This is a genomic window from Chromobacterium sp. CCUG 30098 (assembly GCF_059916605.1).
The window spans coordinates 1,083,228-1,093,492 of the sequence record NZ_JAUCGS010000001.1 but is presented as its reverse complement, the minus strand read 5'-3'; the positions used below and the strand labels follow the sequence as shown (position 1 = coordinate 1,093,492).

General features: G+C 62.5%; 14 protein-coding genes. 4 read left to right on the top strand and 10 right to left on the bottom strand.

The window, feature by feature from the left end:
• Together QUG03_RS05110 and QUG03_RS05105 are read left to right on the top strand one after the other, a co-directional pair.
• Window positions 1-301: hypothetical protein (locus tag QUG03_RS05110; RefSeq protein ID WP_500819572.1), on the top strand; the 301-nt coding region annotated here is incomplete at its 5' end.
• 89 nt (window positions 302-390) lie between these two features.
• Window positions 391-1,197 (top strand): trypsin-like serine peptidase, encoded by an 807-nt coding sequence (locus tag QUG03_RS05105; RefSeq protein ID WP_107800439.1) that lies wholly within the window; start codon window positions 391-393, stop codon window positions 1,195-1,197.
• Between the two features lie 46 nt (window positions 1,198-1,243).
• On the opposite strand, the gene rph is transcribed toward QUG03_RS05105, so the two are convergent.
• The 3 genes from rph to QUG03_RS05090 form a co-directional block, all read right to left on the bottom strand.
• Complete coding sequence (gene rph / locus QUG03_RS05100) at window positions 1,244-1,960, bottom strand: ribonuclease PH (protein ID WP_107801945.1); 717 nt, start codon at window positions 1,958-1,960, stop codon at window positions 1,244-1,246.
• 61 nt (window positions 1,961-2,021) lie between these two features.
• Window positions 2,022-2,903: a PP2C family protein-serine/threonine phosphatase gene (locus QUG03_RS05095; RefSeq protein ID WP_235086925.1), complete on the bottom strand. Its 882-nt coding sequence runs from the start codon at window positions 2,901-2,903 to the stop codon at window positions 2,022-2,024.
• 13 nt (window positions 2,904-2,916) lie between these two features.
• Entirely contained in the window at window positions 2,917-3,867 is a 951-nt protein-coding gene (locus QUG03_RS05090; RefSeq protein ID WP_081545449.1) for a serine/threonine protein kinase, read from the bottom strand.
• 107 nt (window positions 3,868-3,974) lie between these two features.
• On the opposite strand from QUG03_RS05090, the gene QUG03_RS05085 reads away from it, so the two are divergent.
• Window positions 3,975-4,841, top strand: coding sequence for a YicC/YloC family endoribonuclease (locus QUG03_RS05085; RefSeq protein ID WP_107800441.1), 867 nt, complete (start codon window positions 3,975-3,977; stop codon window positions 4,839-4,841).
• Window positions 4,842-4,905: 64 nt separating this feature from the next.
• Window positions 4,906-5,175: an HU family DNA-binding protein gene (locus QUG03_RS05080; RefSeq protein ID WP_048414328.1), complete on the top strand. Its 270-nt coding sequence runs from the start codon at window positions 4,906-4,908 to the stop codon at window positions 5,173-5,175.
• A 64-nt stretch (window positions 5,176-5,239) separates the two neighbouring features.
• Here QUG03_RS05080 and QUG03_RS05075 read toward each other — a convergent pair whose 3' ends face one another.
• The 7 genes from QUG03_RS05075 to fliD form a co-directional block, all read right to left on the bottom strand.
• A complete protein-coding gene (locus QUG03_RS05075; protein WP_500819571.1) occupies window positions 5,240-6,106 on the bottom strand; it encodes an NAD(P)-dependent oxidoreductase in 867 nt (288 codons plus the stop codon).
• An 81-nt stretch (window positions 6,107-6,187) separates the two neighbouring features.
• On the bottom strand, window positions 6,188-6,529 hold the full coding sequence (locus QUG03_RS05070) for an EscU/YscU/HrcU family type III secretion system export apparatus switch protein (RefSeq protein ID WP_019103813.1): 342 nt from the start codon (window positions 6,527-6,529) through the stop codon (window positions 6,188-6,190).
• A complete protein-coding gene (gene fliK, locus QUG03_RS05065; protein WP_107800443.1) occupies window positions 6,510-7,535 on the bottom strand; it encodes a flagellar hook-length control protein FliK in 1,026 nt (341 codons plus the stop codon). Before fliK ends, QUG03_RS05070 begins: the two co-directional genes overlap by 20 nt.
• On the bottom strand, window positions 7,532-7,858 hold the full coding sequence (locus tag QUG03_RS05060) for a DUF2802 domain-containing protein (RefSeq protein WP_227104793.1): 327 nt from the start codon (window positions 7,856-7,858) through the stop codon (window positions 7,532-7,534). The genes fliK and QUG03_RS05060 overlap by 4 nt, the downstream gene beginning before the upstream one ends.
• Window positions 7,859-8,010: 152 nt before the next feature.
• Window positions 8,011-8,340, bottom strand: a complete 330-nt coding sequence (fliT, locus tag QUG03_RS05055) for a flagellar protein FliT (RefSeq protein WP_500819570.1) — start codon at window positions 8,338-8,340, stop codon at window positions 8,011-8,013.
• Window positions 8,337-8,747, bottom strand: a complete 411-nt coding sequence (fliS, locus tag QUG03_RS05050; protein ID WP_019103817.1) for a flagellar export chaperone FliS — start codon at window positions 8,745-8,747, stop codon at window positions 8,337-8,339. Before fliS ends, fliT begins: the two co-directional genes overlap by 4 nt.
• A 104-nt stretch (window positions 8,748-8,851) precedes the next feature.
• Window positions 8,852-10,222: a flagellar filament capping protein FliD gene (fliD, locus tag QUG03_RS05045; protein ID WP_227104795.1), complete on the bottom strand. Its 1,371-nt coding sequence runs from the start codon at window positions 10,220-10,222 to the stop codon at window positions 8,852-8,854.
• Window positions 10,223-10,265 lie beyond the last annotated feature (43 nt).

Genomic DNA, 10,265 nt, shown 5'->3' with positions numbered 1-10,265 from the left:
TTCCCGTGCTCAGAAAGCTCAAGCCGCTAAAGCCGACGCTTCCGCTCCGGCCAAAAAAGCCGCTAAAAAGCACAAAAAGCACGCTGCTAAGAAAGAAGCTTCCGCTGCTCAGAAAGCTCAAGCCGCTAAAGCCGACGCTTCCGCTCCGGCCAAAAAAGCCGCTAAAAAGCACAAAAAGCACGTAGCCAAGAAAGAGGCTTCCGCTGCTCAGAAAGCCCAAGCCGCTAAGAAAGAAGCTTCCGCTCCGGCCAAGAAAGCCGAGAAGAAAGCTTCCAAAAAAGCTGCTTCCGCTGCCAAGTAATCAGGCGGCGAGCATTGCCGGAACCTCCGGCAATCGCACATAATTCGGGGCGCTTCGGCGCCCCGTTTTCATTTGCAAGGCCAAACTCGATGAAACTCCCGCTGCTTGTCCTCAGTGTTCTGCTTGCCCTGCCGGCGTCCGCCGCCCCCACCGTCTCCGCGGAACACAAGATCCTGTTCTTCGGCCAGGACGATCGCGTCCGCACTCGCCCCGACCATCAACCCTGGCTCGCCGTCGGGCAATTGCAAACCCGCTCCCGCACCATTTGCACCGGCGCGCTGGTGGCGCGCGACGTGGTGCTGACCGCCGGCCATTGCTTCGTCGACGAGAAAGGCCGTTTCGATCCGGCGGTCAGCTTCACCGTCGGCCTGTGGGGCGATGAATTCACCGCGCGCAGCAAGATTTTGGAAGTGCAGGTGGACAAAAGCTTCCTCAAAGGCCTGGACCGCCGCGCCGACGGCCTCTACATCCCGCCGCGCATCGCGCCGCGCGACTTCGCCTTCGTCCGCCTGGCCACCCCCTTGGGCGACACCCAGGGCGTGCTGCCCGTCTTCAGCGGCAACGCCAAGCAGTTGCGCGAATTGCTGAACCAGCGGAGCTGGACGCTGACCCAGGGCGGCTACCCCATCGACGATCAAAAACACCTGCTGGTGCACAACGCCTGCAAGGCGACCAAGCTGCGCCCGGACGGCCGCCTGACCCACCGCTGCGACACGCTGGAAGGCAATAGCGGCTCGCCGGTGTTCGTGATGGGGCCGGGACAGCCGGTCATCGTCGCGGTGCAAAGCTCCGCCCCCACCGCCGCGCGGCGCAAGCAAGAAGACAATATGAGCGTCAGCGCGCCGATGTTCTACGATGCGCTGCAGCAGTTCATCAGCAAGAGCGCCAAGCCATGAAAAAAGCCCCGGCGACGGGGCTTTTTACTATTCAGGGCTTGCGCCCTCACTCCGCCAGCGCCTGGCGCTGCAACGCCACCAGCTCGCGGATGCCGGAACGGGCCAGGCCCAACATCGCCTGCAGCTCTTGGTCGCCAAACGGCTCGCCCTCGGCGGTGCCCTGCACCTCAACGAAGCGGCCGTCTCCCGTCATCACCACATTCATATCGGTGTCGCAGTTGGAGTCTTCCGCGTAATCCAGATCCAGCACCGGCATGCCCTGGTACAGGCCCACCGAAATGGCGGCCACCTGGTCGCGCAGCGGGTTCTCGCTCAGCTTGCCCTCGCGCAGCAGCAGGCCGATCGCGTCGGCCAAGGCCACGTAGGCGCCGGTGATGCTGGCGGTGCGAGTGCCGCCGTCGGCCTGGATCACATCGCAATCGATCTGGATCTGGCGCTCGCCCAGCTTCTCCAGATCCACCACCGCGCGCAGCGAGCGGCCGATCAGGCGCTGAATCTCCTGGGTGCGGCCGGACTGCTTGCCGGCGGAGGATTCGCGGCGCATGCGGGAGCCGGTGGAGCGCGGCAGCATGCCGTACTCGGCGGTCACCCAGCCGCGGCCCTTGCCCTTCAGGAAGCCCGGCACGCCGTCGTCCACGCTGGCGGTGCAAATCACCTTGGTGTCGCCGAACTCGATCAACACCGAACCTTCGGCGTGCTTGAGGTAATGGCGGCTGATCCGCACCGTGCGCAGGGCATCGGCCGGGCGTTGGGAAGGTCGCATCATGTCATCGTCCAGAACGGTAAATGCCGACGATTATATCAGTCGCCACCGACGACGGCGCTTAGTCGCGCTTGCCCGCCACCCGGCTGGCCAGAATCTCCTGATGCATGGTTTCCAGATTGGAGTCCAGAATCATCCGTCCCATCTGACGCGGCGTCGCCGTTTCCGTGTCCAGCACGTCCTCGCGCTCGCCGTAGTCCTGCGTCTCGTCCAGCAGGGTGACCGCCGCCGCGGACAGATTGTCCCCGCCGGCGCCGGCGCGGCGCTCCGCCACATTCATCAGCGCCGGCAAGACCTGGCTGACATTGCGGCGGACGAAGACCTTTTCCAGCTCCGGGTCCATCACCTGCGACCACAGGCCGTCGGAACACAGCAGGATGGAGCAGCCCGCGCCCACGCTTTGTTTCTCGCCGACGTCGATGTCCGGATCGCTGGCCGCGCCCAGACAGTTGTAAATCTTGTGGCGTTCCGGATGCACCTTGGCGGCGTCCTCGCTCAACTGGCCTTGATCGATCAGGCGCTGCACCTGGGAATGATCGCGCGAACGCAGACGCAAGCCCTTCTCGTCCAGCAGATAGAGGCGGGAATCGCCGACATGACACCAGTACAACTGCCCCTGCTGGATGATGGCCGCCACCACCGTGGTGCTCGGCACCTCCGGCAGCCGGTGGTCGGCGGCGTAATCGAGAATGACTTGATGCGCGGTGCTGACCGCGTTGACGAGAAAGCGGTTGGGATGCGTCAGCGTCGGCGTGGCTTGCTGGTAGAACAGCTCGCTGAGCAGGTCCACCGTGATTTGCGCCGCCACTTCGCCGCGCATATGCCCTCCCATGCCGTCGGCCACCGCCAGCATCACAGTGTCGCGCGAGTGGGCGATCACCAGCCTGTCCTGGTTGTACGCTCGCCCGCCGATGCGGCTTTCCTGATAGATGGATAGTTTCATGCCGATCCCCTCATCACGAGCGTCCGCCAGTCAGGTTTTTTATCCATCCCACCCACTTGCTGCCCGCCAGTTCTTCCGGCGGACTGTACTCCTCCGCCATCAGGCGCTTTTGCAGCCCCGGCACGGTGGCCGGCCTCTCCTCCGGAGACAGCGCCAGGCACTGATCGGTCAGCTCCAGCAACTCGCGGGAGTACAAATGACGGAAGGCCTTGCTCGCCGGCGTCAGCCGATCGCTTTCCTTGCGCTCCTTGGAAATCTGCGGCGTGCCGCCGCCCATGCAAGCGTAAAGACAGGCGCCCAGCGCGTAGATGTCGGTCCACGGCCCTAGCGGCGCGTCTTTTTCATATTGCTCGGGCGCGGCGAAGCCCGGGGTGTACATCGAGGCGAAGTGCTTGTCGCGGCGCGACAAGGTCTGCCTGGCCGCGCCGAAATCCAGCAGCAGCGGCGCGCCGTTGCGGCGCAGATAGATATTGGCGGGCTTGATGTCCAGATGCAGCAGACGCTGCAGATGGACCTCCCGCAGCCCGGACAAGAGCGCGGCGAACCATTTGCGCAGGCGGCGCTCGTCCAGCCGTCCGCCGGCCAGTTCCAATTCCCGCACCAGCGAGCGGCCGTCGGCGTACTCCATCACCATATAGACCGTCTGATTGGCGCGGAAGAAATTGATCACTCGCACCACGGTGGGGTGGGAAATGCCGGAGAGAATGCGCCCTTCCTCGAAAAAACACTTCAGGCCCAGATTGAAGGCCTCGCGGTCCAACTCATGCGGCACCGTCACGTGGCCGTCCTCGTCGCGCAGCGCCAGATTGCGCGGCAAGTACTCCTTGATCGCGAACTTATTGTCCTGATCGTCCAGCGCCAGATAGACAACACTGAAGCCGCCCACGGAGAGTTGGCGGACAATCGTGTACTCGCCCAGCCGGGAGCCGGCCGGCAAAGCGGTCTGCTGGTTCGATTGAGTCATGGGGTGTCAGTTGTTATAGTGTCCACAGGCCTTGGATTGAGCTTAGCAAAGCAATTCGGGCCCAGCCTTGAGAAAGTAAACAATCCGCTCATCTAAGGGGGTGTCTGATGATTTTAAGTATGACAGGCTTTGCCGCAAGCAGCAGGGAATTTCCCGGCGGTTTGCTGAGCCTAGAAATTCGCTCGGTCAACCACCGTTACCTTGATTTGCAAATGCGCTTGCCGGAAGAATTGCGCGTGATCGAGCCGCAATTGCGCGAGCTGATTTCCGCCAAGGTCAGCCGCGGCAAGCTGGAATGCCGTGTCGGCATCAATCAGGTGGACAGCGCCGTGCCGACACTGGAATTGAACCAGGCCGTGCTGCAGCGCCTGATCGAGGTCTCGCAGCAGGTGCGCGAGCAGGCCGGCGAAAACCGCGGCCTGTCGGTAGGCGAGCTGATGCGCTGGCCCGGCGTGATGAAAACCAACGAGTTGCCGCCGGAAGTGCTGCAGCAGCTGTGCACGGAAAGCCTGGCGGTGGCGCTGAAGGACTTCAACGCCTCGCGCGGCCGCGAAGGCGAAAAACTCAAGGTGGTGCTGGAAGAACGCATCACCGGCATGGAAGCCATCGTCGTCGCCATCAAGCCCAAGCTGCCGGCCATTCTGGACGCTCATATGTCCAAACTGTCCAGCCGCCTGCAAGAGGCGCTGGGCAATGTCGACGAAGACCGGCTGAAGCAGGAATTCGCGCTGTTCGCTCAGAAAATAGACGTCGATGAAGAACTGGCCCGCCTCAGCACCCATCTCAGCGAAGTGCGCCGCATCCTGAAAGCCGGCGGTCAGTCCGGCAAGCGTCTGGACTTCCTGATGCAGGAGTTGAATCGCGAAGCCAACACGCTGGGGTCCAAATCGGTCTCCACGGAAACCACGCAGGCCTCGGTGGAGTTGAAAGTACTGATTGAACAGATGCGCGAGCAGATCCAGAATATCGAGTAAGCGCGGCGCCGGCGGCCAGAGCCGCCGCGGCAAGCCCTCCTAGACCTTAGGGAAAGACCAAAACATGACCAAAGCAGAACTGATCGCGGCCTTGGCCGAGACATCCGGCCTGAGCAAGGCCGACGTGCTCCGGGTGTTGGGCGCTTTTGACGAAGTGCTGCAAAACGCGCTGGCCAACGGCGACGAAATCACCACCGTGGTGGGCAAATACAAAGTCAAGGAAAGCGCCGCCCGCACCGGCCGCAATCCCAAGACCGGCGAGACCATCGAGATCGCCGCCAAACGCAAAGTGGTGTTTCTGCCCAGCAAGCAGCTGAAGGACAAGGTCGCCTGAGGCGCCCTCCGGCGCTTCTGCTAAAACGGCGAGGCCCGGCCTCGCCGTTTTTTTGTCCGCCGCCTCAGTTCTGCCGCCAGATCAGCCGCGCGATCGCCGACGAATCCAGCTCGCCCTCGCCCTCGGCCACCAACTGATCGATCAGGCCCGACACCCGTTCCGCCTCCGGCAAGCGGATGCCCTGCTCGCGCGCCGTCTCCAGCACGATGCGCATGTCCTTGGCGTGCAGCTTGGCCTTGAAGCCCGGCGCGTAGTTGTCGTCTATCATCCGCTGGCCGTGGACATCCAACACCTTGCTCTGCGCGAAACCGCCCAGCAGCGCGGCGCGCACCGGCGCGGGATCGACATTGCAGGCCTGGGCCAGCTTCATGATTTCCGCCACCGCGGCGACGCCGACGCCGACCGCGATCTGGTTGCAGGCCTTGGCCACCTGGCCGGCGCCGCTGGCGCCGATATGGGTGATGGTCTGCCCCATGGCCTGCAAGGCCGGACGCGCGCGCTCCAGGGCCTCGGCCTTGCCGCCGACCATGATGGTCAACGTGCCGTTGACGGCGCCCACCTCTCCGCCGGACACCGGACAGTCCAGAAAGTCCACGCCGTAAGCCGCCAGTCTCTCCGCGATGCGGCGCGCGCCGTTGGGCGCGATGGTGCTCATATCCGCGCAGACCAGGCCCGCGTCGGCGCCGTGAACCGCGCCTTGCTCGCCCAGCAGCACTTGTTCCACGTCCGCGGTGTCCGACACATTGGTGATCAGCAGCTCGACCTGGCCGGCCAGCTCGGCCGGGCTATCCGCCCAGCTTGCGCCCGCCTGCAACAAGGGCTCGGCCCGTTCGCGGCTGCGCGCCCACACCGTCACCTGGTGGCCCGCCTTCAGCAGGTTCAATACGCAGGGACGGCCCATGATGCCCAGACCGATATAAGCGACTTTCATTTGCGACTCCACGATGAAAACGACGAGATTCATCGAGGATAAGGGGAAGCGCGCCGCAACGCCAGCGCGCGGCGGGGAGAATCAGGGCTCGGGCAAAGGCGCGGGCTTGCGCCCGCCCAGCCAGGCCTCGAATTCATAATCCTTGCCGGAGGCGTGATGCTCCAGAAAGTAGACGAAGGCCAGGACCTCGGCCACCGCGCGGTAGAGCTCCGGCGGAATGTTCTTGTCCAGGTCCACCTGCATCAGCAAAGACACCAGCTCCGGCGAGTCGTGCACGAACACGCCAGCCTCCCGCGCACGGTCTATGATGCGCTCGGCCAGCTCGCCATAACCTTTGGCGACGACCTTGGGCGAACGGTGCCCCTCCTGGTAAGACAAAGCCACCGCGGAGCGGCGCTTGTCCTCACTCGGCGGCCGCGCCATCGTCCTTCACCACCAGACTGGCCAAGGCCAGGCCGGCCGAGGCCAGGCCCGCCTCCAGCCGGCCGGCATTCTGGGTGATCAACTGCCCGGCCTGTTCGTCCTCGGCGGAGAACGACACCTGCACCGACTGGCCCACCAGACGGATGCGCGCGGCCATGCCGCCCAGGGCAGGCAGATTCAAGGACAGATTGGTGGACCAGGCCTGCATCTCCTGCTGGCCGTTGCCTTCGCGGTCGGCCTCGGTCTTTTCCTGTTCGATCACCATCTGCATGGGCTGGCCGGGCCAGGCCATGCCTTGAAACTGTAGTTGCTGGTTTTCCAGGCCGTTGAGCTGCCTTTGCACCAGATTGCCCAACTCCTGGGCTTGAGCCTGCGCCTGCGGCCGCGCGCTGGCCGCCGCGTGCTCGGTATTGGCCAAGGCTTGGCTCATCTTGGCCTGCGGCTCCTGCTTGATCTCGGCCAGGCTGGTGCGGCCGTCGGCGAAATCCTTCAGGTGGGATTCGTAAAACAGACCGCTCTTGGCCACGCCCTGCTGCAAATCCTCCGCCACCTTGGGCGGCGGCTGCTGCGCCGCGTTGACCAGCACCGGCTTGCCGGCGTCGCTGGTCTGGGTGGACAGCAGATGGGTCAGATAACGGGAAGCCGGGCTCAGGGCCACTTGCACCGAACTGCCCTTGGTCTGCTCCGCGCTCTCCTTGCCGCCGTCCTGCAATAAAAAGGTCAGCGCCGGTTGCAGCGACGCCACCTTCAGCTGCAGCGTATCGCCGCTTACCGTCGCCCCTTGGGGCAGGTTAAGCGTGAACAGCGAATTCTTGATCAATACCGCCAGCTGATTATTGTCGAGGCGATCCGCCACGCGCGCCGTCACCTGCTCGCCCAGCAGCAGCGTCGGCAAGCGGCTGGGAAGGGTCGCGGTTTCCAGCAGCAGCTTGGCGCCCTCGCCCAATAGCTGCGAGGGGTTGATCTGCTGCGCCGGCAAGACGCCGGTATTGATCGACGGAATCATGAGGTGGGACTATTTCGGTACAGGGAAACGATCAACTCGGCCTCGCTGCGGGAGATGCCGCAGCGGGAGGCCACTTCGGAAGCCGTCAAGCCCTGGCGTATCATCTCGATCGCCTGATTGTAAGGGCTGAGTCCGACATCCCCGTGCGCCTGCTGCTCCACCCGGGACAACAGGCGCGACATATCCCGCTGCATAGCGCTGATCTGCTGTTGCTGCTGGTCGAGATACATGGTGGTCAAGCTGTCGCGTTTGGTTTCCAGACGCAGCACGCGCCAGTAGACATACGCCACCGCCATGGCCAGCATCAGCCAGAGCACGACCATCAGGTATGGGAAAAAGGTGCCGGACATCTTGGTTCCCCATGGAAGAGTTTCCGCCGTGACTTAATTTTATGGCGAAACCTCCAACAACCCAAGGCCAACCCGCCATCAAATCGACTCCGCCGTCCTGGCCGGGCCGTCGCGGCGATTTGCGGTCAACGATAGTGTTTCAGCACCCGGGAACTCTGATTGATCAGCACCAGCTCCGAGCGCAACGCTTCCGACCACTGGACCAGATCCGCCTGGATTTCCTCGCGTCGCCGCACCAACTCGCGCAGTCTGTCGCGCTGAGCCTCCTCCAGGCCAGACAACGTTTCCTGGGTCAGCGAAGCCAACAGCCGCGACATCAGCTTTTCCTGCTGCGCCTGCAAGGCGTTGAAACGCTCGTAATCCTTGGCGGACACTGCGGCGGACACCTGAGGCGTCAAGGCCTCCAGTTCCGCCACCAGCTGCCCCAAGGTCGTCGCGCGCGCCGTCGCCGTCATGCGCCCGCCGCCGCGCTGGCCGCGGGCTGACTGCGGTCTACTTGCTGCCAGGCGGGGAGAATCGTTTCCAGCAACCCCCTCACCTCAGCCAAAATCTCCAAATCGTTCTTTAGGCTGGCCCGTCCCAGACGCGTCTTCATATAGAGGTACAGCTCGTTCAGGTTGACAGCCGCCTCGCTGCCGGCCTCCACGTCCAGCGCGATGCGCAGACCTTCGATGATGTCCATCGCCTTCGAGATCATGCGCGCTTTTTCATCGAAGCGCTGAGCCTCGATCGCAATACTGGCGGTCATGATCGCCTTGATCGCGCCTTCGTACAGCATGACCACGATCCCGATGGGACTGGCGCCATACACCGCAGCCTTCAAGGCGTCGTTTTCATAGGCCTTGTTGAACTGCTTCAACATTCTGGAATTCAGCATATTGTAACCACCCGCTGTGCTGGATCGGCGCGCTGTTTTTCATCCGGCGCCGAATCTCAGCTAAAAATCATGACTGGACGACTCAAAGCTTATACTTGGGACATCAAACCGCTCAAATTATTGGTGCTGGCCGCCATCTTGCTCAGCGTCGAGTTCAGCGCGGTATATTGCTGAATGTATTGCTTCTGCCGTGCCGTCAAACGGGCAGTAAGCGCATCCTGCGATGCCTTCTCCGTGCTGATGCGCGAATTGATCGAGGTCTTGCTGCTTTCCACCACGCCAGTCGGTCCCAACAGACCGTTGATCTCCTTGTTCAGCAGCTGAGCTATCCCATTATTGCTGCTGTTGCCAAACAGATTCTTGACCGCGGTCGGATCTTTCTTCAGAGCGTCGTTGAATTTGGTCGAGTCCAGCTTAATGGTGCCGTCCTTCTGGATGGCAATGCCAATCTGGGACAGATAAGCGTAGGAATTGACCGGGTCGACGCCGGGAATGGATTTGGTCAGTACACTCTGCAGCTGCTGCTGAATTGACAAGACGGAGGCATTGCCCTTCATGCTGCCGGTACGGGCGTCTTTGATGCTGCTCAGTACTTGGTTGTAGGCGTCGACGAAGCTCTGCAAATTCTTGCTGATGCCGGCCGCATCCTGATTCATGGTCACCGTGGTGTTGGCGTTTTCCTTGTACAGGTCCAGATCCACCCCGGGAATCGCGCCGCTGACCTTGTTGCTGCCGGAAGTCACTTTGACTCCGTTAACGGTCAGCTCCGCATTGGCCGCAAGCTTGGACTCGCTGGCCGCGTCCGTGCTCTGCGACAAGCCGCCCATGACGTTGCCGTCCACCCTGCCGGTGTCCGTGCTGCCGGTACCGGTGATCGCGAAGGCGTTGTCGGTGCCGGAAGCGGTCGAGGCCAGAACCAGCTTGTAATTACCACCGTTCTTGACCACGGAGGCGTTGACGCCCATGCCCTCGGCGTTGATCTTGTCAGAGATGGACTGCAGGCTGACCTTGTCGCCCGGCTTGTCGCGCAGCTTGACCGTCTGTTCCTTGCCATTAACCGTGAACTTCAATTCGTCAGGCGCGCTGGGAATGTCCGCCTGGGCGTCGGTGATCTTGTTGCTGCCGATCTGATCGAACACCAGCTGTCGCGAAGTGGCCAACTTGGATACATTGACGACATAGGTGCCGCTGACCCCGCCGGAGGTGGTACTGACCCCGGCGACGGAGGTATCGCTGGAAGATACCTTGAACGCTTGCAAGAACGATCCCGACGACAAGCTGGTGATCGCGCTTTGCAGCGCGGACAGCGCGGAACCGATCTTGCCAAGATCGCTCAACTGGGTGTTGTAGCCGTCCAGCTTCTTCTGACTGGCGAGCAATGGCCGGGAATCGATCGCCATCAACTGGCTTACGATGGTTTGAACGTCGATCGTGCCGACTGATGTGGTTATCCCTGCCATGTTCATCACCCTTTAATGTGTATTTGTTGAGCCGCTCCCGGGA

Excerpts from the sequence above, each read along its gene's own strand:
- QUG03_RS05060 (WP_227104793.1), bottom strand. The coding sequence starts at position 7,858 with ATGGTCGTGCTCTGGCTGATGCTGGCCATGGCGGTGGCGTATGTCTAC.
- fliD (WP_227104795.1), bottom strand. The coding sequence starts at position 10,222 with ATGGCAGGGATAACCACATCAGTCGGCACGATCGACGTTCAAACCATC.
- QUG03_RS05080 (WP_048414328.1), top strand. The coding sequence starts at position 4,906 with ATGACCAAAGCAGAACTGATCGCGGCCTTGGCCGAGACATCCGGCCTG.
- QUG03_RS05070 (WP_019103813.1), bottom strand. The coding sequence starts at position 6,529 with ATGGCGCGGCCGCCGAGTGAGGACAAGCGCCGCTCCGCGGTGGCTTTG.
- QUG03_RS05090 (WP_081545449.1), bottom strand. The coding sequence starts at position 3,867 with ATGACTCAATCGAACCAGCAGACCGCTTTGCCGGCCGGCTCCCGGCTG.
- QUG03_RS05105 (WP_107800439.1), top strand. The coding sequence starts at position 391 with ATGAAACTCCCGCTGCTTGTCCTCAGTGTTCTGCTTGCCCTGCCGGCG.
- fliT (WP_500819570.1), bottom strand. The coding sequence starts at position 8,340 with ATGACGGCGACGGCGCGCGCGACGACCTTGGGGCAGCTGGTGGCGGAA.
- QUG03_RS05075 (WP_500819571.1), bottom strand. The coding sequence starts at position 6,106 with ATGAAAGTCGCTTATATCGGTCTGGGCATCATGGGCCGTCCCTGCGTA.
- QUG03_RS05095 (WP_235086925.1), bottom strand. The coding sequence starts at position 2,903 with ATGAAACTATCCATCTATCAGGAAAGCCGCATCGGCGGGCGAGCGTAC.
- QUG03_RS05085 (WP_107800441.1), top strand. The coding sequence starts at position 3,975 with ATGATTTTAAGTATGACAGGCTTTGCCGCAAGCAGCAGGGAATTTCCC.
- fliK (WP_107800443.1), bottom strand. The coding sequence starts at position 7,535 with ATGATTCCGTCGATCAATACCGGCGTCTTGCCGGCGCAGCAGATCAAC.
- fliS (WP_019103817.1), bottom strand. The coding sequence starts at position 8,747 with ATGTTGAAGCAGTTCAACAAGGCCTATGAAAACGACGCCTTGAAGGCT.
- rph (WP_107801945.1), bottom strand. The coding sequence starts at position 1,960 with ATGCGACCTTCCCAACGCCCGGCCGATGCCCTGCGCACGGTGCGGATC.